The sequence below is a fragment of the Geobacillus sp. CCR genome, from assembly GCF_052906625.1.
The window spans coordinates 1-20,715 of the sequence record NZ_JBREBQ010000045.1; the positions used below are offsets into that span (position 1 = coordinate 1).

General features: G+C 50.0%; 19 protein-coding genes and 2 pseudogenes. 14 read left to right on the plus strand and 7 right to left on the minus strand.

Translation table 11 applies throughout. The features are described from left to right. Positions 1-118: 118 nt before the first annotated feature. Both ACVBDQ_RS15855 and ACVBDQ_RS15860 read right to left on the minus strand, forming a co-directional pair. A pseudogene (locus ACVBDQ_RS15855) lies at positions 119-502 on the minus strand (hypothetical protein); the annotation flags it as partial. Further along, the gene (locus ACVBDQ_RS15860; RefSeq protein WP_011231839.1) at positions 499-2,367 is read right to left on the minus strand and encodes a hypothetical protein; all 1,869 of its coding nucleotides are present in this window, start codon (positions 2,365-2,367) and stop codon (positions 499-501) included. The gene ACVBDQ_RS15860 and the pseudogene ACVBDQ_RS15855, both read right to left, overlap by 4 nt. Positions 2,368-2,556: 189 nt before the next feature. Between ACVBDQ_RS15860 and ACVBDQ_RS15865 the strand changes: the two genes are divergently transcribed. From ACVBDQ_RS15865 to ACVBDQ_RS15890, 6 genes and pseudogenes are all read left to right on the plus strand, one after another. Then, positions 2,557-2,649 (plus strand): hypothetical protein, encoded by a 93-nt coding sequence (locus tag ACVBDQ_RS15865; RefSeq protein WP_021322083.1) that lies wholly within the window; start codon positions 2,557-2,559, stop codon positions 2,647-2,649. 220 nt (positions 2,650-2,869) lie between these two features. Next, a pseudogene (locus ACVBDQ_RS15870) lies at positions 2,870-4,526 on the plus strand (IS1634 family transposase). A 470-nt stretch (positions 4,527-4,996) separates the two neighbouring features. Next, positions 4,997-5,404 carry an AbrB/MazE/SpoVT family DNA-binding domain-containing protein gene (locus tag ACVBDQ_RS15875; protein ID WP_015375348.1) on the plus strand — a complete coding sequence of 136 codons (408 nt, stop codon included), beginning with the start codon at positions 4,997-4,999 and terminating at the stop codon, positions 5,402-5,404. Next, positions 5,391-5,729 (plus strand): type II toxin-antitoxin system RelE/ParE family toxin, encoded by a 339-nt coding sequence (locus tag ACVBDQ_RS15880; protein ID WP_015375347.1) that lies wholly within the window; start codon positions 5,391-5,393, stop codon positions 5,727-5,729. The genes ACVBDQ_RS15875 and ACVBDQ_RS15880 overlap by 14 nt, the downstream gene beginning before the upstream one ends. Positions 5,730-5,818: 89 nt before the next feature. Next, complete coding sequence (locus ACVBDQ_RS15885) at positions 5,819-6,793, plus strand: aromatic acid exporter family protein (RefSeq protein ID WP_020960464.1); 975 nt, start codon at positions 5,819-5,821, stop codon at positions 6,791-6,793. A gap of 68 nt (positions 6,794-6,861) precedes the next feature. Then, positions 6,862-7,368, plus strand: a complete 507-nt coding sequence (locus ACVBDQ_RS15890; protein WP_020278250.1) for a L,D-transpeptidase — start codon at positions 6,862-6,864, stop codon at positions 7,366-7,368. A gap of 44 nt (positions 7,369-7,412) precedes the next feature. On the opposite strand, the gene prli42 is transcribed toward ACVBDQ_RS15890, so the two are convergent. Continuing rightward, positions 7,413-7,505: a stressosome-associated protein Prli42 gene (prli42, locus tag ACVBDQ_RS15895; protein ID WP_012820630.1), complete on the minus strand. Its 93-nt coding sequence runs from the start codon at positions 7,503-7,505 to the stop codon at positions 7,413-7,415. Positions 7,506-7,718: 213 nt separating this feature from the next. Between prli42 and mce the strand changes: the two genes are divergently transcribed. The 7 genes from mce to gndA all read left to right on the plus strand — a co-directional run bounded on the left by mce (position 7,719) and on the right by gndA (position 13,823). Further along, positions 7,719-8,141 (plus strand): methylmalonyl-CoA epimerase, encoded by a 423-nt coding sequence (gene mce / locus ACVBDQ_RS15900; protein WP_021322086.1) that lies wholly within the window; start codon positions 7,719-7,721, stop codon positions 8,139-8,141. Then, positions 8,138-9,688: an acyl-CoA carboxylase subunit beta gene (locus ACVBDQ_RS15905; RefSeq protein WP_021322087.1), complete on the plus strand. Its 1,551-nt coding sequence runs from the start codon at positions 8,138-8,140 to the stop codon at positions 9,686-9,688. The genes mce and ACVBDQ_RS15905 overlap by 4 nt, the downstream gene beginning before the upstream one ends. Before the next feature lie 87 nt (positions 9,689-9,775). Continuing rightward, positions 9,776-10,027 (plus strand): hypothetical protein, encoded by a 252-nt coding sequence (locus ACVBDQ_RS15910; RefSeq protein ID WP_011231830.1) that lies wholly within the window; start codon positions 9,776-9,778, stop codon positions 10,025-10,027. A 224-nt stretch (positions 10,028-10,251) separates the two neighbouring features. Then, complete coding sequence (locus ACVBDQ_RS15915) at positions 10,252-11,376, plus strand: tripeptidase T (protein WP_014196287.1); 1,125 nt, start codon at positions 10,252-10,254, stop codon at positions 11,374-11,376. A 116-nt stretch (positions 11,377-11,492) separates the two neighbouring features. Then, complete coding sequence (locus ACVBDQ_RS15920; RefSeq protein WP_014196286.1) at positions 11,493-11,978, plus strand: chemotaxis protein CheW; 486 nt, start codon at positions 11,493-11,495, stop codon at positions 11,976-11,978. Between the two features lie 82 nt (positions 11,979-12,060). After that, positions 12,061-12,252 carry a hypothetical protein gene (locus tag ACVBDQ_RS15925; RefSeq protein ID WP_012820645.1) on the plus strand — a complete coding sequence of 64 codons (192 nt, stop codon included), beginning with the start codon at positions 12,061-12,063 and terminating at the stop codon, positions 12,250-12,252. Between the two features lie 161 nt (positions 12,253-12,413). Further along, complete coding sequence (gndA, locus tag ACVBDQ_RS15930; RefSeq protein ID WP_014196285.1) at positions 12,414-13,823, plus strand: NADP-dependent phosphogluconate dehydrogenase; 1,410 nt, start codon at positions 12,414-12,416, stop codon at positions 13,821-13,823. A 164-nt stretch (positions 13,824-13,987) separates the two neighbouring features. Here the strand turns inward: gndA and ACVBDQ_RS15935 are convergent, their stop codons facing one another. The 4 genes from ACVBDQ_RS15935 to ACVBDQ_RS15950 form a co-directional block, all read right to left on the minus strand. Beyond that, positions 13,988-15,913, minus strand: a complete 1,926-nt coding sequence (locus ACVBDQ_RS15935; protein WP_446663315.1) for an FtsX-like permease family protein — start codon at positions 15,911-15,913, stop codon at positions 13,988-13,990. Next, the gene (locus ACVBDQ_RS15940; protein WP_446663316.1) at positions 15,910-16,665 is read right to left on the minus strand and encodes an ABC transporter ATP-binding protein; all 756 of its coding nucleotides are present in this window, start codon (positions 16,663-16,665) and stop codon (positions 15,910-15,912) included. Before ACVBDQ_RS15940 ends, ACVBDQ_RS15935 begins: the two co-directional genes overlap by 4 nt. Positions 16,666-16,759: 94 nt before the next feature. Beyond that, positions 16,760-17,764 (minus strand): sensor histidine kinase, encoded by a 1,005-nt coding sequence (locus tag ACVBDQ_RS15945; protein ID WP_446663317.1) that lies wholly within the window; start codon positions 17,762-17,764, stop codon positions 16,760-16,762. Then, positions 17,764-18,450 carry a response regulator transcription factor gene (locus ACVBDQ_RS15950; protein ID WP_015375336.1) on the minus strand — a complete coding sequence of 229 codons (687 nt, stop codon included), beginning with the start codon at positions 18,448-18,450 and terminating at the stop codon, positions 17,764-17,766. Before ACVBDQ_RS15950 ends, ACVBDQ_RS15945 begins: the two co-directional genes overlap by 1 nt. Positions 18,451-18,783: 333 nt before the next feature. On the opposite strand from ACVBDQ_RS15950, the gene ACVBDQ_RS15955 reads away from it, so the two are divergent. Continuing rightward, positions 18,784-20,595 (plus strand): YncE family protein, encoded by a 1,812-nt coding sequence (locus ACVBDQ_RS15955; protein WP_011231821.1) that lies wholly within the window; start codon positions 18,784-18,786, stop codon positions 20,593-20,595. Positions 20,596-20,715 lie beyond the last annotated feature (120 nt).

Here is a 20,715-nt window from a genome sequence, read left to right on the forward strand (position 1 = left end):
ACTATATGATACTATATTTTACTGAATCTATCCTATTTTCAGCAAAATATAGTTAAGGCGATTCATCTCCCACTTACTCCGCTTCGCTTCGTTGAAGTGGGAGTCTTCTCGCCTAATTAAGATAAATCAGCCGTTGAAACATCGTGAATGAATCGATTGATGCATGGGAAGGGAGGCGATATTTTTTCCATAGTGCCGATTGCTGAAAAGGACGATTCAGCCATATCGAAATATCTTGCAAACGATAGTTTCTCCACAGTTGGTGGTAGTTCTCAGGAATCACGAAAAATACGGTTTTATTGCGTTTTCCTTTTGCTGCCTGTTCATCGAAATGGATTTCCCCTTCATCGATAGGATGAAAGCCGGCAAGCGCTTTGGCGACAATATCTGTGCGAATGTGATTTTTGGCTAGAATGATGGATTGGGAAGGAAGATTGACGGAACAATGATGCAAAATAAGTTGGCGATGGTGCTTAATGGTCACGTTTTTTAATTCCATCATCTGTCTCCTTTCCCCCTTTCTTGTACTAGATGAATCAGTATGTTTTCTTTTTCTTTCATCGATAATGCCTTGTAGTGTTCCCACGCTGTTGAGTTAATGGAGGCTTTTTCTGCTAATCTGTGTTCATATCCGATAGATGGAATATGTAGTTTTTCCATTAAATATAAGCCGGCAAAGAGACTGATCTGTTCGTTTTCGAACAATCGGTATGGGATGAAAAACGCAGCCAACTCCTGAATATGTTTGGTTGCCGGGATGCCATTGACGTCCAAGAACGGATCAACATAAAACGTGTAGGTTCCGTCAGCCACCGTGCTGTCGTAGAGCGAAAGGTTTGTGGTGTTGATGCTTTTTGGGATGATTGAGACGCTCTTGACTTCTTTTGTGCAATAATCTGTATTTGCAAGATTCGGAAACAAGTGGCATAGCTCATTGCGGATGGAAACGAGTTGATGCTTCAATTCCATATAATTTCTTGTTGTAGTGAGAAATGGTTTATAAACAAGGAAACGAGTATGTTGCACTTGAATTTGTTTGTAAGGACCGTTGATCACGGAGAGACAAGGGAGATGGTCCCCATGCCAACGGTACTTTTCCTTTCCGACAATCATGTTGACTCGTGTGCATGTTTTCGTTTCTACATTGGAGTGAAGCGTTCCGGATGAGTTGATATCGTAAAGCGTTGAATCCATGGACTGCGGATACCAGTTGGCTTCAAATGGCAACAACGTGACGCCCGATGTCAACGGATAAAAGGTTGAGCCGAACGTATGTCGATAATAGATCGTCATGGATGGGGCACCGTTGGTCTGCACCTGAACAACGTTTCCTTGTTGTTGAAAGGGCAAACGCTTCCCTCCGCCTTGGATGTGATCGATTTGAAATTGCTCGTTGATCGAAAAACGAACGGTGCGTTCGTTCGGATGCAGAGAGAGTGTGGCTTTGATCGGATACGTGGATTTCGGATTCACCTCGATCTCCTTGATTTTCCAATATCCATACAACGGGATGTTCTTGGTTTGATCCTGATGTTTGATTTGTTGATAGAGTTTGGCGTCGTTTGCCAACAGAATGTCATCCAACTGGAATTTTGATTGTGCATGTTGAAGGAAAAATGTTACGAAAATAACGAGAGTCACACCAGCCGCAAGCCCCGCGAAGGATCGCCGCATGCTTCGAAAAATGCCATAAACGGCGATGGAAGAAAGGATATACGCCAACTTGATCAGCACGCGTTCTTTTTGAAAGGTTAGGCTGAATAACGGGTCAATGTAAGGCCAGCGATGGTTTATCCATAAGGAGAAGGATGGATTGCAATATTCCAAAGAAAACAGCACGATGATCCACAAAACAAACACACCAACGAGCAACATCGCTTTTTTGGAAGAATGATAGGCGTAAACAGCGCCTGCGGACAATCCGATCATCCACGCCCATAGAAATGGGAGAAGAAAATGAATCAAATACAACGGAAACAGAAAAGTGAAAAGATCCCAACCCGCTGAATAGTTGATCACCACCGCACCGGCGATGATCCCGGCCAAGGCCAGTTGCCAAGCGAAAAAACAAACAAACACGATCAAAGCTTGGCAGAAGACGATCGTTTGCGGGTTTGGCATGATGTCATTCATCGCGATCCAGTGAATCGGCGTCGAAGTGAACAACGATACATGCAAGCGGAAGCTGAAGAACAGCCAGACCGCCATTCCAATCGGAACCAAGTATTTCGTATATAAAATCCATTCCGCTGGATTAATCGTATGGGGATTGAGGCAAACAAAGATCAAAACCCCAGAAAATACGAATATGAAACTAGCTTCCGCTTTTAAGCGGGACGCCATTCTTGAAATGAACACCCATTTCATATGGAACGCCCTCTCTAATCATGAATTTGAAATGTTTGTAAAATTCAATGGCATTATAAAAAAAAAAAAAGAAGATGTCAACCTTTTACATGGAAATTCACAGTATATTCACAAATAATAGGAAAATTGTATTGTCATGATGACGATTTTTGGCCAATTTTGCGTCTTTCGGTGTAGGGAGTGTTCATTGTGCGACGTGCTTTTTTCGACGCGCTGAACGAAGCGATCCGGCGGGAAATTGAGCGCGACGGGAAGACGATTTATGAGAAATCTCCGTCGTGAGCCTAGGCGGCCTGCCCCGCATGAGCGGGCGGCCGTTTTTTTTGTGTCCGGCGGCCTTAGGGCAAGCGCGCTGTCCGTTTTTCAGTTGCATCGAAAGCGCTGTTATCGGTACAATGGAACTCACATTTCGCACCCTCCCGACAAAAATCGGGAGGATTTTTTTTCGCCTTGCGTCGAATGAATCTTTGAAACACAAGGAAAGCGAAGGAGTTTTCACACCATGGGCATTCCAATCGATGCGGTCTATGAAGGTTCCTATTTGAATATAATAAGTGCCATATTCAAGAAGCTTGGCCTCCTCCAGTTGATTGACCGTCTCGTTCCGGTCGATCCTCAATGCCAAACCCGAACGAGCGATGCCGTTTAGGCCATCGTCTACAATCTTTGACGGCCGGCAAGCGCTCGTTCACTTGGAACGATGGGCGCATGAGATCGACTTGCCCAAGCTGATCCGTCTTGGACTTCACCCCTCTTGGTTCAATGACGACGCTTTGGCGCGCCATCTGGATCGCCTGTATGAGGCCGACATCCATCACGTCACGTCGGCTTGTCTCGCGCAGATCTACAAGAAGGAAGACCTCCCTCTTTGGGTGTTTCATGCCGATACGACCGATAAGACGGTATATGGTGCGTACGAAACGAACTCGACCGAAGGCTTGCAAATCACCTATGGCTACAATCGGCATCATTATTGGCAAAAACAGATGGGATTCGGGTTGGTCGGCAATCAAGACGGCCTTCCGTTTTACGGAGATGTGCACGACGGCCATCTGCCCGATAAGACATGGAATCCTTCCGTGTTGGCACGGATGAAAGAATAGTTTGAACGCGCGGGAATCGAAGACGAATGGATTTACGTGGCCGATTCGGCCGCCATGACGCGCGGCACCTTGGCGCAAACGAAAGCCGCCAACGCCTTTTTGATCACGCGCGGCCCGGCTTCGCTTCGGATCGGCAAAACGGCGCTGGACCAAGCCGATGCCGAGGACACGCCGTGGAGCGATCCGTTCGTCTTGGCAGAGAAAAACGGCGCCGCGTATCGAGTGTGGGAAACCGCCTCGACGTATGAAGGCCATCCGGTTCGGCTGATCGTCGTTGAATCCAGCGCGCTGGACCAACGAAAAGGGAAGAAACTTGAAAACAAACGGAAAAAAGAAGCAGAGCTTCTTTCACAAGAACAAGCCCAATGGGAGAGCCGCCTGTTTTCCTGCCGGGAAGACGCCGAACAAGCGCTGGCGTCTCTCAAGGCTTCCCTTCGCCCTCGGTTCCATCGCGTCGAGGCGTCCGTTGACGAGGTCATTCGCCCGAAAAAACGGCGCGGACGGCCGAAAAAAGGGGCGGAACCGGAGGTGGAAACGCGGTTCGCCCTTCGCCTGAACGCGGCATTCGACCAAGAGGCGTGGGAGCGGGCGAGACGGAAAGCGTTCCGTTTTGTCTTGGTCACGACCGTTCCGGAGGAATGGAAGGGCCAACCGATGGACGCGAAAGAGATCTTGAAGCTGTATAAAGGCCACATCTCGGTGGAAATGAACTTTGCCTTTTTGAAAGACCTGTTCTTTACGGATGAAATCTATGTAAAAAAACCGGAACGGGTCGGGGTGCTGGGGTATTTGTTTTTGTTGGCGTTGGCCATTTATCGCGTCTTCCAGCGCCGGGTGCGCCAATTCATTACTCCGGAGCAGCCTCTAAAGGGCGCAGGAGGACGCAAACTGACCCGGCCGACGGGGCAAGCGATCTTTCAGTTGTTTCAGTATGTCAAAGTGGTGCTTCTCAAGCAGCCAGACGGGCAAATCCAACGTGCGTTAAGCCAACCGCTCACGTACGAGCAGCGAAGGATTCTGCAAGGGTTGGGGTTGGACGAGAGCATTTACGTCTAATGGGATAAAGAACGACCAGCGATGGTAAAAAAAGGATTGCCATCGCTCGTTGTGTTGGTTCAAAAGTTATTCTAAAAAAACAAATAAAAAATCCTTTCGTTCTACTTAGTAGGGGTGCGAAATGTGAGTTCCAATGTCAAATGAATCCTTGAAATACAAGGAAAGTGAAGGAATTTCCACACCATGGACGTTCGAATTCGTATCATTTATGAAAGTTCCTATTTGAAATAATAATCGCTATCTTTGAGAACCTTGGCCTCCATCAATTGAGCGTCGTTTTGTTCAGGAATTCTCCGCTTTGTTCCACTAGGATGTTAGTGTTTGCATCAATCTATTCCTCTTCCGCAAACATTGAACACTTCTCCTCCCTACGGTATGGGAAAATCATTGTGTTTGTTTCCCCACCATGCTATGATCATTAGTAAAGAAACCAAGAAATTTGGTTATTTTTTTGGAAGGAGGGGAATAATATGGTACCATCAGATTCGATGACAAAGGAGAAGGTACCGATGGACAATATCCCTAACCGTAAGAAAAACCTTGTGAAACGAATTGCCGTATCGAGCAAAAAACAAATTACGATCCCAAAGGATTTTTATGAGCAATTAGGAATTGGAAACGAGGTGTTAATTGAGTTAGCGGATAATAAGTTAATTATTCATCCTATTCATGAGGATCATTTTGACTTTTCCGATCTGATTTTAAAAGACTTGATCGAAGAAGGATATACAGGCGAAGAACTATACAAAGAATTTGTATACCGTAAATCGCAAATTGCCCCTGCATTCAACGCGATGATTTCTGAGGAAAGACCGAAGGCAAAAACGTATACCGCGGATACGTTAGAGGAGTTATTCGGCGAAGATGATGAACAATAATCGGCTGCAATTGCTCCCAAAAGCAGAAAAAACCATCAAAAAGCTGACAAAGAAAGATCCGGTGCTGAAACAGCGTTTGAAAGAAGCCTTGCGGGAGATTCTTTCCCATCCAACGGAAGCAGGAGAAGCGAAAACAGGGGATTTGGCAGGGATTTACGGTTACGACATTTATCATCAAGGAGTCAATTACGAAATCGCCTATTTTATTGATCAGGATGAAAGCGGGAATATGGTGGTCGTTGTCTTGGCGGGAACCCGCGAAAATTTTTATGATGAGCTGAAGCGTTATATGAAAGCGAACAAAGCGAGACTTCCTAAACCATAGCTGTGATAGGTTAAGAAAAACAATGGCCATTTTATCTCTCTCTTCATGTCTTGTCTGCCGTTGTTGATACGATAAAAGGAGACGGCGCGATGAAAATCGGCTATCGGACGTTAAAAACCGCGGTGGGGGCGGCGCTAGCGATTGCCATCGCTCAGCTGATCGGCCTGCATAATTTCGCTTCCGCTGGCATTATCGTCATTTTATGCGTCCAAGTGACGAAAAAGCGGTCGCTTGAGACCGCTCGGGCCCGTTTTGCGGCGTGCGTCGTTGCGGTCGGGTTTGCGGCGTTGTTTTTTACCGCCTTCGGCTATCATCCGTGGACGATCGGGCTGTTGCTTTTGTTGTTCATTCCTGTGACGGTTCGCTTGAAAATCAATGAAGGCATTGCGACAAGCTCGGTCATTATTTTGCATTTGTATGCGGCCCAAGACATCACGTGGGGATTGGTCGCCAATGAGATCTTGCTCGTGGCGGTTGGCATTGGGGTAGCGCTGCTGATGAACATGTACATGCCGAGCGCCGAGAAGGAGCTCAAAGAGTACCAGCGCATTGTCGAAGATTTGTTTCGCATTATTTTAAAAGAAATCGTCCGCTACTTGCGCACAAATGAGCTTGATTGGGATGGAAAAGAGCTGCCGCTTGCGGCGGAGACGCTCGACAAAGCGAAAAAGCTCGCCATGCGCCACGCCGACAATCAATTATGGCGGAATGAGGATGAATATGTCCGCTACTTCCGCATGCGTGAGCGGCAGTTGGAAATCATCGAGCATATGCTTCCGCTTGTGACATCGCTCGTCTACACGGTCGAGCAGCGGATGATGGTCGCCGATTTTATCGACGAATTAAGCGACGCCATTCATCCGGGAAATACGGCGGACCGCTTTTTGCGGCGCCTTGCCGAGATGCGCGAACAGTTTAAAGCGATGCCGCTGCCAAAGACGCGCGAGCAGTTTGAAGAGCGGGCGGCGTTGTTTCATTTAGTGCGCGAATTGGAGCGATATTTAATCATCAAAAGCGAATTCCATCCCGGAAACGAACGAAAACCGCAGCGGCTGAAGGCATGATGCAGGGCATATGTCCATCCGTTTTGGCGCACACTATAGCCAAACATTCAAGCAAAGGATGGACGGATATGCGGGTATGGTTGGCCATTTGTCTCGTGCTCACCGCCGTGTTGGGAGCGCCTTTCCCGACAGCGGCGGAGGCGAAGCCGCTTGTCATTGTGAACAAAGCGATCAATAAGCTCGCGCTCGTCCGCGACGGCCGCATCGAAGCCGTTTATCCGGTGGCGACCGGGGTCAATACCGATTTGACGCCGGAAGGAATGTTTACGGTGACGGTGAAGGCGAAACACCCGTATTATCGGAAAAAGAACATCCCAGGCGGGGCGCCGAACAATCCGCTCGGCGCAAGGTGGATCGGCTTTAACGCGCGCGGGACGGACGGGCGCATCTACGGCATTCACGGCACGAACAACCCGGCGTCGATCGGCCAGTATGTGTCGCAAGGTTGTGTGCGCATGCACAACCGCGATGTCGAGCATTTGTATGAACGGGTGCCGATTGGCGCCAACGTGCTCATTCTCCGCAGCAACGAATCGTTTTACGCCATCGCCAAACGGCACGGCGCTGTCCGATGAAAAACGCAAGCTCCGTTTCGGAGCTTGCGTTTTTTTGGGCAGGTTTAAAACCACATGCTGATGCCGGCGAGGAGCGTCGTCAGCAGCATGCAAATGAGCATCAAGTAAACCACGAATTTTTGCGTTTTGCGCGACAACGGTCCGTCCTCCTTCCGTCCGCTGTTCTACGTTTATTGTAACGGCAAACAGCGGAGCGGACAAGGAAAAAAGCAGGATGAGAGATGAAACGGACCGCTCCATGGCTTGACCGTTGCGCAGACAAAGAAAAACAAAAAAAGCAGGATTTTTTGTCGAAACGGCGAATAATAAAATGTTGGCCTCATCATTTTGCGGCAAAGGGGATGCAGACGATGGAAGTAAAAAAAGTCGACCATATCGGCATTGCCGTCCGCTCGATCGAGAAAGCGCTTCCGTTTTATACAGATGTGCTCGGCCTGCCGTTTCTCGGCATCGAGGAAGTCGAGTCGGAGCAGGTGAAAGTGGCGTTTTTGCAGGCTGGAGAGGCGAAAATTGAACTTCTTGAGCCGCTGTCGCCAGAGAGCGCGGTGGCGAAATTTATCGAGAAACGCGGCGAAGGGATTCATCATGTGGCGCTTGGGGTTGAAGACATCACCGAGCGCATCCGTGAGCTGAAGGAGCATGGCATCCGCATGATTCAAGATGCGCCAAAACGCGGCGCCGGCGGAGCATGGGTCGCGTTCATGCACCCGAAATCGACCGGCGGCGTGTTGTATGAGCTTTGTGAACGGATGAAAACGGAGGGACACCAATGAGCGACATGTACGATAAAATCAATGAATTATATGACCGCCGACGTGAGATTGAACTGGGCGGCGGCGATGAGAAAATTGAACAGCAGCACGCGAAAGGGAAGCTGACGGCGCGCGAGCGGATTGACTTGCTTTTGGATGAAGGAACGTTTGTCGAACTCAATCCGTTCATCGAGCACCGCTGCACCGATTTTGGACTTGGCGAAAAGAAGGGGCCGGGCGATGGGGTCGTCACCGGCTACGGGAAGATCAATGGACGCACCGTATTTGTGTTCTCGCAAGATTTCACCGTCTTCGGCGGGGCGCTTGGGGAAATGCACGCGAAAAAAATCACGAACATCATGGATTTGGCGGCGAAAACCGGGGCGCCGGTCATCGGCTTGAACGATTCGGGCGGCGCCCGCATTCAAGAAGGGGTCTTGTCGCTTGACGGGTACGGGCACATTTTTTACCGCAACGCCATTTATTCCGGCGTCATCCCGCAAATTTCCGTCATTATGGGGCCGTGCGCCGGCGGGGCCGTCTATTCGCCGGCCATCACGGATTTTGTGTTCATGGTCGAAAAAACGAGCCAAATGTTCATCACCGGTCCGAAAGTGATTGAAGCGGTGACCGGGGAGAAAATCAGCGCCGAAGATTTAGGCGGCGCCCGCGTGCACAACACGATCAGCGGCAACGCTCATTTTGCGGCGGCGAATGAAGAGGAAGCGCTCGCCGAGGTGCGGCGGCTGCTTGGCTATTTGCCGTCAAACAATAACGAAAAGCCGCCGTTTGGCCCGATTCCGGACGGGGACGACTACCGCCCCGATTTGGCCGATGTCGTGCCGATTGACGCCGTCCGCCCGTACGATGTGCGCCACGTCATCGCCCACGTCGTCGATGACGGATCGTTTCTGGAAGTGCAAAAAGATTTCGCCAAAAACATCGTGATCGGCTTTGCCCGCATCAAAGGCGAAGTGGTGGGGCTTGTGTGCAACCAGCCGAAGTTTATGGCCGGCGGGCTTGACATTGATTCGTCCGACAAGGCGGCGCGTTTTATCCGTTTTTGCGATTCGTTCAACATCCCGATCATTACGTTTGAGGACGTCACCGGCTTTTTCCCGGGCGTCAAGCAGGAGCACGGCGGCATCATCCGCCATGGGGCGAAAATTTTGTACGCCTACTCGGAAGCAACGGTGCCGAAAATTACGGTCATTTTGCGGAAAGCGTACGGCGGCGCGTACGTCGCCTTAAACAGCAAATCGATCGGCGCCGATGTCGTCTATGCGTGGCCGAACGCCGAAGTGGCCGTCATGGGGCCCCAAGGGGCGGCGAATATCATTTTCGCGAGCGAAATTGAAAAAAGCCCGAACCCGGAAGAGACGCGGGCGCAAAAAATTGCCGAGTACCGCGAGAAATTCGCCAATCCGTACGTCGCCGCGAAATACGGCATGATCGATGACGTCATCGACCCGCGCGACACGAGAATCAAGCTCATTCAGGCGCTCGAGATGCTTCGAAACAAGCACGAGGAGCGGCCGAAGAAAAAGCATGGCAATATTCCGCTGTAAACGATGGAAGGCGTCCGGTCAATCTCGGGCGTCTTTTATGTTTTGGGTTTGATATGGTATAATATGGTTAAAAAAGGGGAGAGGAAAATGAATTTTTTCAACGACCCAAACAGCAGAGTGAAGTTGATTCCATTGATTATTGCCGTCATTGGATTGTGGCTCCTTTTAAATAGCCCTAAATTAGGAAGTGATTCTGTTTCATCATGGGTTCGATCCGTAGGCGGCTCGGCCGGTTCGCAAGAATACTTGCAAATGTTAAAAGGGTATATCAATGCCTATCAAATGGTAGGGGGCATTTTCTTATTGACAGGGTTATTTTCTCTTTTTAAAAGAAAATGACAATAGAAGATGACAAAGAAAGATTAGCATGAGACATCCGCAACCTTTCCTGAACGAAGGTGCTTTGCTGCGCTTTTCATGATTTCAGCATTTGTCTGAAGTCATGAAAAAACTGAATTCCACTCATCATTCGTTTACTCAAGCTGTTTCGGCGTCTAGTTTGGTGTTTGGCGGAAACTTCCGGTATACTGGAAGAGGAATCTATACATAGGAGGACGAAACAGATGGTAAACGAGCAGCGTCTTGTCGACGAATTTTTGGAACTCGTGCAAATCGATTCAGAAACGAAGCATGAAGGGGAAATCGCCAACGTGCTCAAACAAAAGTTTGAAGCGCTCGGCCTTGAGGTGATCGAAGACGATGCCGCCGCGAAAACCGGGCACGGCGCCGGCAATTTGATTTGCACGCTCGCGGCGACGAAAGACGGGGTGGATCCGATTTATTTCACATCGCATATGGATACGGTCGTGCCGGGCAAAGGCGTGAAGCCATCGATTCAGGACGGCTATGTCGTCACCGACGGGACGACGATTTTAGGCGCGGATGATAAAGCGGGCTTGGCGGCGATGTTGGAAGCGATTCGGGTGTTGAAAGAGCAAAACATCCCGCACGGCGTGATCCAGTTTATCATCACCGTCGGAGAAGAGTCGGGGCTTGTCGGGGCGAAGGCGCTCGATCCGTCGCTCATCCAAGCGAAATACGGCTATGCCTTGGACAGCGACGGCAAAGTCGGCAACATCGTCGTCGCCGCCCCGACGCAGGCGAAGCTGAAAGTGGTTGTGCATGGCAAAACCGCTCATGCCGGTGTGGCTCCGGAGCGAGGAGTGTCAGCCATTACGATTGCGGCGAAAGCGATCGCGAAAATGCCGCTCGGCCGCATCGACGAGGAAACAACGGCCAACATCGGCCGCTTTGAAGGCGGCACGCAAACGAACATCGTCTGCGACCGCGTCGATATTTTAGCGGAAGCCCGCTCGCTTGTCCCAGAAAAAATGGAAGCGCAAGTGGCGAAAATGAAAGAGGCGTTTGAAACGGTCGCCGTGGAAATGGGCGGCCGCGCCGATGTCGAAGTGGAAGTGATGTACCCTGGCTTTAAGTTCAGCGACGGCGACCATGTCGTGGAAATCGCCAAACGGGCGGCGGCGAAAATCGGCCGGCCGTGCAAGCTCGAGCGAAGCGGCGGCGGCAGCGATGCCAATATCATCGCCGGCTTCGGCATTCCGACGGTCAACCTCGCTGTCGGCTATGAAGAGATCCATACGACGAACGAGCGGATGCCGATTGAAGAGTTGGTCAAACTGACGGAAATGGTCATCGCCATTGTCGAAGAAGTCGCCAATGCCGAGTGAGCATCCCGAGGCTGGATGCTCTTTTTCTCGAGCGGAGAACATTCGCGCTGAAAATAGGATGAAAGCTGCCGATAAAAAAAGCAAAGGCAAGATGTTGAAGAAGAGAGGGCTGGGGAATGGACAAATATGTCATCTTTCGCGTTGAGCGGGAACAGTACGCCGTTTCGATCGCGTATGTCGTCTCGATTGAAAAAATGACAGAGCCGACCGCCGTTCCGCATATGCCGGACTATATGGCCGGCGTCGTGCGCATCCGCGGCGAGCTTGTGCCGGTGCTTGATATGCGCAAGCTCCTGTACGGGCGGGCCATCGAAGAAACGGACCAGACACGCCTCATTGTCGCCGCTGTGGATGGCTTGTCGGTCGCGTTTATCGTCGATGAGGCGAAAGAGATCGCCGATATTGAGCCTGAGGCCATTAAACCGCTTCAACTGATGTCCGCGGAGCGCACGCCGTATGTAGTCGGGATGGCGGCGCAAGCCGACCGGCTGTTGACCGTGCTTGACCCGCGCGTCTTGTTTGCCCATTTGGACGAGGCAGAGGAGATTCGCGAGCAGGTGGCCGCTGCCCAAGCCGCTGTCCGGGCAGGAGAGACGGTATAGGTGTTTGCCTATACCGTTTTTTCTTCCGCGCATATCCTAATCATGGAAATGAACTTCAACTCATGAAGAGGAGGCGCATTCCATGGTTCGACCGTTTGGCCCGTATCCAGGCGGCTTTTATCCACCGTACTTTGGCGGCTACGGCCACTATCCGTATGGCTACTATCCTTATTGGCACGGGGGCTACGGCGGCTATCACCATTTTCCATACGGGATGTATGATGGCCACTATCCGTTTTCCCCATACGGCTTCCCGCACTATGGAGGCTACTAAGCATGAGGGGCGTTGCGCCCCTTTCATTTTCAATATGAAAATGGCAAACAAATCCGTCGTGCAGACTCGTTCATAAATCGGTTTAGAAAAACTTGCAGGCAAGCGTAAACGTATGGTATGTTGTTTGATGAACAAACCAAAACGGAAAGGGACGTTGGACAATGGCGAAACAGCAAATCGGCGTCATCGGACTGGCGGTCATGGGGAAAAACTTGGCGTTGAACATTGAAAGCAAAGGCTATTCAGTGGCGGTATACAACCGTTCGCGCGAAAAAACGGACGAGTTTTTGCAGGAAGCGAAAGGAAAAAACATTGTCGGTACATACAGCATCGAAGAATTCGTCAACGCCTTGGAAAAACCGCGGAAAATTTTGCTGATGGTGAAAGCGGGAGCGCCGACGGACGCGACGATCGAACAGCTGAAGCCGCATTTGGAGAAAGGCGATATTGTAATTGACGGCGGCAATACGTATTTTAAGGATACGCAACGCCGCAATAAAGAACTCGCTGAACTCGGCATTCACTTTATCGGCACAGGGGTCTCCGGCGGTGAGGAAGGGGCGCTGAAAGGCCCGTCGATCATGCCGGGTGGGCAAAAAGAAGCGCATGAGCTCGTGCGCCCGATTTTTGAAGCCATCGCTGCGAAAGTCGACGGCGAGCCGTGCACGACGTACATCGGTCCGGACGGCGCGGGGCATTATGTCAAAATGGTGCATAACGGCATTGAATACGGCGACATGCAGCTGATCGCTGAAGCGTACTTCCTGCTCAAACATGTGCTCGGCATGGATGCTGCAGAGCTGCACGAAGTGTTTGCCGACTGGAACAAAGGCGAATTGAACAGCTACTTGATTGAAATTACGGCCGACATTTTCACGAAAATCGATGAAGAAACAGGCAAGCCGCTTGTTGATGTCATTTTGGACAAAGCCGGGCAAAAAGGGACGGGCAAATGGACGAGCCAAAACGCCCTCGATTTGGGCGTGCCGCTGCCGATCATCACGGAATCGGTGTTCGCCCGTTTCATCTCGGCGATGAAAGACGAGCGCGTGAAAGCAAGCAAAGTGCTCGCAGGCCCAGCGGTGAAGCCGTTTGAAGGCGACCGCGGCCACTTCATCGAAGCCGTGCGCCGCGCGCTTTATATGAGCAAAATTTGCTCGTACGCCCAAGGATTTGCGCAAATGAAGGCGGCTTCTGAGGAATACAACTGGAACTTGCGCTATGGCGACATCGCCATGATCTTCCGCGGCGGCTGCATCATCCGCGCGCAATTTTTGCAAAAAATTAAAGAGGCGTACGACCGCGATCCGGCGCTTTCGAACTTGCTCTTGGATCCGTATTTCAAAGACATTGTCGAACGCTACCAAGACGCGCTCCGCGAAATCGTCGCCACCGCGGCGATGCGCGGCATTCCAGTGCCAGGATTCGCAAGCGCCCTCGCCTATTACGACAGCTACCGCACCGCGGTGCTCCCAGCCAACTTAATCCAAGCGCAGCGCGATTACTTCGGCGCCCACACGTACGAACGCGTTGACAAGGAAGGCATTTTCCATACGGAATGGTTGAAATAAGAAAAAAGCCCTTAGAGTCATTCGCTACTCTAAGGGCTTTTCGTGTTCGATAAAGCTAAAATTCGTTCCGTCAACTGGAACTGCATCTTCAGAATGGGATGACCACTGATCGAGTGGGCGAACGTTGGAACGGTTTTGGTTCTTCCCTCACTCGCTGCATCGTTTTAAAGCGCCTCGCGAATTAGCTTTTTGTAATAACGAACGGACAACACGCCAAACAGCGAATAGCAGACCGTGTAAATCGCCATCACCGTCAACATCGGCATCCACAGTTCGGTGCCGAAAAAGAACCAGCCGGAGCGGACGGCGAAATAGCTATGGGACAATCCCAGCAACAACGGAATGCCAAAGTAGAACAGCTGTTTCCGCCGAATGCCCCCGAGCAAGTCTTTTTCGGTGAATCCCAGTTTGCGCAAAATGGTGTAATTCGGCCGCTCTTCTTCGCCGGCGCCCATTTGCTTGAAGTAAAGAATGCAGCCGGATGTGACCAAAAAGGCGAGTCCTAAAAAGGTGACGACAAACATGATCAATCCGAACGTTTGCTTTTGGTGGCGGCTCATCATCAGGCGCGAATCGGCGATGGAGGAAAACTCCATGCGTTGAAACAACTGATCAGCCCGTTCAATATTTGTTTCGTCAGTCAGATGAATTCCGATATGCACCTTTTTCTTTTGTGGATCGGTTTCTTTTTGCAAATGATCAAACATTGTTTGGTCGACGATGACGGTCGGCATGCCGTACGTGAAATGATAGTTGACGTAATAGTCTTTTTTCATCCCAAGGTAATGAAGTGGGACCATGCGGCCGTTTTCTTCTAAGCGAATCGTTCCCGTTTCTTTAAACGGCAAGAATTGACGGAGTATGTCCTGATATCCCGTCAGCAGCGCTTCCCCAGGCTTGACATCGATGCGGCCTGTACTTGTGTCGCTGATCACCGATAACGGCGCGGCGGACGGCTGAAACTGGAGCCGGCTTTGATCAGCGATGTCCAAAATCATCGAAATATCAGTCGGTGCTTCGATGACATCGATCATCGTTTCCCGATAGCGAATATCATGAGATCGCAGCGCCGCCGTAAAACGGGCGGCATCTTTTTTGTCCGTAAACGCGAAATCGGCGGCGACATAGTTTTGCGCGGATCGTTCGGCGGAATAGTAGGAAATATAGCTTAACGAAATCAACCCGATCGCGATGGCCGACACGGTCGTGATGATCGTCAGCAGCAACGCGTTCGATTTCATGCGAAACATGAGCGACGATACCGATAGCACGGCGTTGATCGACAAATAGCCGCCTTTTTGTTTTCGCCATAGGTGGAACAGAAAGCTGATCGTTCCTTTGAAAAACAAATAGGTGCCGATGATGACAGCGCCTAAGATGAACGCCATGGCCATGAATAATCCTTGCACGCTCTTCCAGTCGCTGCTAAACAATTTCGTCGATATACCATAGCCGCTGGCGATGAGGATGATCCCCACCATCCCCACGACCATGTTCCATACGGATACGTGTTTTGCTTCGGTTGTGGATGTAGTGCGGAACAAGGATAAAATCGTCTGTTTTTTGAGAAACAAGCGGTTCATCCCCATCATGAGGACATCAATCACGCTGAACACAATCAACGTTTGCACCAATGCTCGGCCAGAAAAGGAAAGAGATGCCGCTAGTGGAATATCGATGATTTTAAACAAAATCATCATCAACAGCTTGGAAGCGGCAAATCCCACCAATATGCCGATGATCAGTGTGCCGTAATAAAGAATGACGTTTTCGGCCGCCAGCATAAAAAAGATGTTTCGTTTCGTCATGCCGATCAACTGCAAAAGAGCGATCTCATGGCTCCGACGCTTGATAAACAGGGCGTTGGCGTACAAAAGAAAGACGGCGACAATCACGATAAGAAGCACCGCGCCTGTGCGGACGGCCGCCGCGCCTTTCACTCCCCCTTTGATGGCATCAAGCGATGGATCGTACTGCAATGTCACGAACGCGAAATACAAGGCGGAAGCAAACATCAAGGCAAACACGTACAAATAATAATGTTGGATGTTTTGTTTCAAGTTGCGGAACAGGAGTTGCTTCATGCTCATGGCCGAACATCGCCCAGCACGCCTTGCGTTTGCATAATGGCTTGGAAAAATTGCTGCCGCGTTTCCGTTCCTTTATACAGTTGCGTATACAATTGTCCGTCTTTGATAAAAACGACACGTCCTGAGAAACTGGCGGCGACCGGATCGTGGGTGACCATGATGATTGTCGTCTTCCGTTTTTTATTAAGTTGTTGCAGCTTGTGCAATAAATCGGAAGCCGATTTTGAATCGAGTGCGCCCGTCGGCTCATCAGCAAAAATGATGCTCGGTTCATGGATGAACGCCCGCGCCGCGGCAACGCGCTGTTTTTGCCCACCAGAAATTTCGCTTGGATAGTGGTTTTGGATGTCAATAATGCCAAGTTCAGCCGCCAATTCTGCAAATTTCTTTTCCGCTTCTCGCTTGGGCGTTTTCGTAATCGATAAAGGCAAAAGGACGTTCTCCTTCACCGTCAGCGTGTCAAGCAAATGATACTCTTGAAAGATGAAGCCGACATGGCGTTTGCGAAACTCTGCCAGCTCTCGGTCTTTCATGGCGACGACGTTGTTTCCTTCGATGAAAATAGCGCCCTCGCTCACTCGGTCGATTGAGGAAAGAACGTTGAGGAGCGTCGTTTTCCCTGATCCGGAAGGCCCCATGATCGCGAGAAATTCCCCCTTCTCCACACGCAGATCGATGCCTTTGAGCACTTCTTGTAGATTCTTTTTCGTTCCGTACGTTTTGTGGATGTTGGTTGCTTCCAATATGATCATCTCATTTTCCCTCCTTCGTTTCTATCATAAGCAATGAGATTATTTTTTTTCCTGCGTTTGGCCGAACAAAACGAAGCCGCATGTGACAAAATCGTCACATGCGACGTGTGCGGATGATGTCATTTTCTTGTGGAAATAGGATCGTAAATGTCGTTCCGCGCCCGGGCGTGGATTCGACATGAAAGTCAAGAAGAAGCGGTTTGGCGGCTTTTTTCGCCAAATACAGCCCCATCCCCGTCGCCGCTTCATTTTGGTGTTCGGTGGTGGAGGTGAATCCTTTCTCGAAAATGCGCGGCAAGTCCTTTGGATCAATGCCCAAGCCGAAATCTTGAATTTGCAAGCGGGCATGGCCGTTTTTCATAAAGCTTTTCACGACAATGTCAGATGACTCGCTGTATTTCACCGCATTCGTGATGATTTGCCGGATGATAAAAGAAAGCCATTTGGCATCGCTCAGGACGGAGCGGACGTCCAATTGAAGGTCAAAGCCGATGCCTTTTTGCATACACCACGATTGCAGCGGTTTAATCTCATTGATGAGAAGCGGCTCAAGCTCGACTTGTTCGATATATAAGTCGTTTTCCATGTGTGGAAGCCGTCGTTGATGAAGTTGCTGATCAAGAAGCAGATGAATGCGCAGCCATTCGTACAAGAGTTGCGCTTTCGTGTTTTCGTCCCCAACCCGTTCGATGATGAGCCGCATGGCCGTCAGCGGCGTTTTCATTTCGTGAATCCATGACAACAGTTCATCTTTCTCTTGTTCCAACGTGGCGAGGTGTTCTTTCAGCTCCTGTTTCCATTGGTCCGTTTGGCTGGCGAGGACGCGTTCGACGATCTTCTCCAGCGGGCTTGCCGCCCGCAGGGCAGAGATGGGATCGAGGCGGCGCTCCCACTCTTGCAAACGTTGATAAAATGCCGTTTCTTTTTTCCAACGGATGATGACAAAGACAACAAAGATGATAGTCGTTAAAAAGACGATGTAAAGGACGGAGGAGAGCGGAATCGTCGGATCCAGATAAGCGACAAACAGGATGAACAGCTCTAGAAAGAGAAAGAGGGCCATCCAGCTTTTTCGTTCCCACAAATAGTCTTTGATCATCAGTGGCTCCCTTCTTCCGTAGCCATATAGCCTTGCCCAATTTTCGTTTCAATGAAGCGGCCCAAACCGAGTTCGTCGAGTTTTTTCCGCAGGCGGTTGACGTTGACGGTCAGCGTGTTGTCGCTGACAAACCGTTCGTCTTCCCATAGCCGTTTGATCAGCTCTGTCCGAGCAACGATCTGGTTTTTCTTGGCCAATAAATGTTTCAAAATCAACAGCTCGTTTTTCGTCAGCTCCACTGTTCCGTGTTCATTTGAGACTGTGCTTTTTTCATAGTCGACCGTTGCCCCGCACCATGTTTGCAGCTGAACGGGTCCGGCATTGTAGTTGTACACGCGGCGGAGCAGCGCTTGGATTTTGGCGATCAGCACATCGAAATGAAACGGCTTTTGGATGTAATCATCAGCTCCAAGCTGCATCGACATGACCATATCAGTCGGGTGGTCGCGCGATGATAAAAACAAAATCGGGACGTTCGAATGAGCACGAATCTGGCGGCACCAGTGGAACCCGTCAAATTTCGGCAGCTGGATGTCGATGATCACCAAGTGCGGCTTGCAAGCAGAAAACTCTTCCATCACACGGCCGAAATCGCGGATGCCGCAAACGTCGTACGACCATTGTTCCAAACGTGCTTTGATTTCTTGAAACAACGTCACATCATCTTCAATGAGCAAAATGTTCAACTTTGCCTCACCCCACTTGTTTCTATTGGGAGCTCCGTTTTCATTATATTTGTTTGACCGTTCGGGGGAAAGGAGGTTCAAAATGGAAAGCATGAAAATGCATTACACAGCAAAGCGATGGCCGCTGTTCGTGATTGGCGGCAGTTGGTGCATGCGGACGAACAGGGGGCGTATGGCAAAAAGAGCTTGAAGTGATGATCGACGGTGGGCTATCATGGATATTGAGGATGGATAAGGAATGGTCAAATGTCGGTGCACGATTGTTTGAGCTATGCTATGCGCAAGGAATGTATAAGGAAGGAATTAGAAATCATTGTTTGACGGGGGATTGGAATGGGAACAACATTTAGGAAAGGTTTTTTATTTTGTCTCTTCTTGTTTATCTGTCTTTTCCATGTGTTTCCTTCCGCTAAAGCGGAAGCGGCCGGACCGCGTACGCAACAGCTTCCTGGGCGCGTGCTCGATTGGGTCATGGATGATCAAAATGGGTATATTTATGCGCTCACGGAAAAGGGGATGTTATTATTTATTGAAGCGAGCACATTGTCGATCAAAAAGCAGGAACCCGTTTCTCTGCGGGCATACAGCGCTTTATGGCGGAAATATGCCCAGCGGTCGGTCACTCTTCTTTTGCGGGACGGGAAGCTGTATGTGCCGTCTGAAACATCGATAGACGTTTTTGACGTCAAAACAAAACGGCTGATTCAACGAGCCCCGTATAACGGATTGCCGTTTGGCCTATTAGGCAACAAAATCGTAACTTTCGGAAAGCAGTACGGGCGCGGGAAGACGACGTATGAGATGTACATGTGGGATTTGGCGGCGAAACGCCAAACAAGCCGGCTGATTGCTGATCCTAACTTTTTTTCCGTTTTTTCAGAGGAAAATACGTTGTTTTTCGATGAGAAGCGAGGTCTGGCCTTCATCGGCCGCAATGTTTCCATTCCTGATTTAGCGGTATTGCGCCTGTCCGATTTGAAGGTGGTGAAGCGAGTTTCGTATCAAGGACCGAGAGGCAGCGCGCCCATCCATCCGCTCATCGTTGACGGAAGCGATGTGTTTTTTGCGGGAAGGCGCATTGATGCCGGAAATATCAACATGGTGCACGACTGTTATAACGGCCCCGTTTTAGATGTTCAAGGGGCCTACGTGGTGACAAATAAGGCGGTGTATGACCGTTACACCTCTGCTAAGATAAACGCGCTTCCATTCCCGACGAACTATGCGTTGATGGATGCAAAGTACAATTTGTATTTGATCAAAGAAGGGGAAAATCGAATTTATAAATATCCATTGCCGGCCGATGAGAGCTATTATGTTCGATCGTCCCATTATGCTTTCACCAATGTCCCCATTTCCCATTTGGCTTATGATTCGTCGACCGGATGGTTGTATGTGTTGTCCGCCGAAGACAGCAAACTGTTTGTCATTCGCGCCAGCGACATGAAAATGGTGAAAGAAATTCATCCCGGACCGCAGCCGACGGATGTAAAAATTGATGGCGGCAAGGTGTATGTTGCGCTATCGGGAGCGACGAAAATGGCGATTTACGACGCCAAAACAATGCGGTTTCTTGGAACGGTGCCGCTGATCGCTGCTCCGCGTTCATTGGCGATCGGGGACGGGAAAATTTTCTTCACGGACAATAGCCGCACGTTGACGGGATCGATTGCCGTTTATGATATGAAGACGAAAAAACAATGGCGCATCCCAAAGGTATTCATCAATCCGTTGATTGGGTATGACGAAAAACAAAATGTATTGTATGTCGGACAGGAAGGAACATCGGATCATGATCTGTATGCGGTGCGGCTTTCCGATTGGCATGTTTCGCAACTATTGTCCTTCCCTGGAGGGGATGATGCCTTTTTTATGAACGGCGGGGAGATTTTTTACGGAAAGGCGCGCATCAATCCAGCCCAGCCCGGCGCATTGGTGGCCGCTGAATTTCCGGAGCCGCTGCGGGCGGCGAGCCGTCAATATATCATCACCAGCCGTGCCATTTATAACCGGGCAACAGGAACGAAAATCGCCGATTTGTCATCTGAAGCGTTGCTCGCAACGGCTGGAGATGATGGAATGATCTTCACGTATCGAAAAGTGGCTACGAACCATTATTTGATTAAGCAAAAACTGTCTCAGTGAACTACCCCCACTTAATTTTCTAGCGAAAATTTGAAGTGGGGGCTTCCAAAGAAGTTTGACTGCTTCAAGCAATCCTTATTCTTTGAGGCGTGTCCACTTCGCCGCTAGAGCATAAGACAC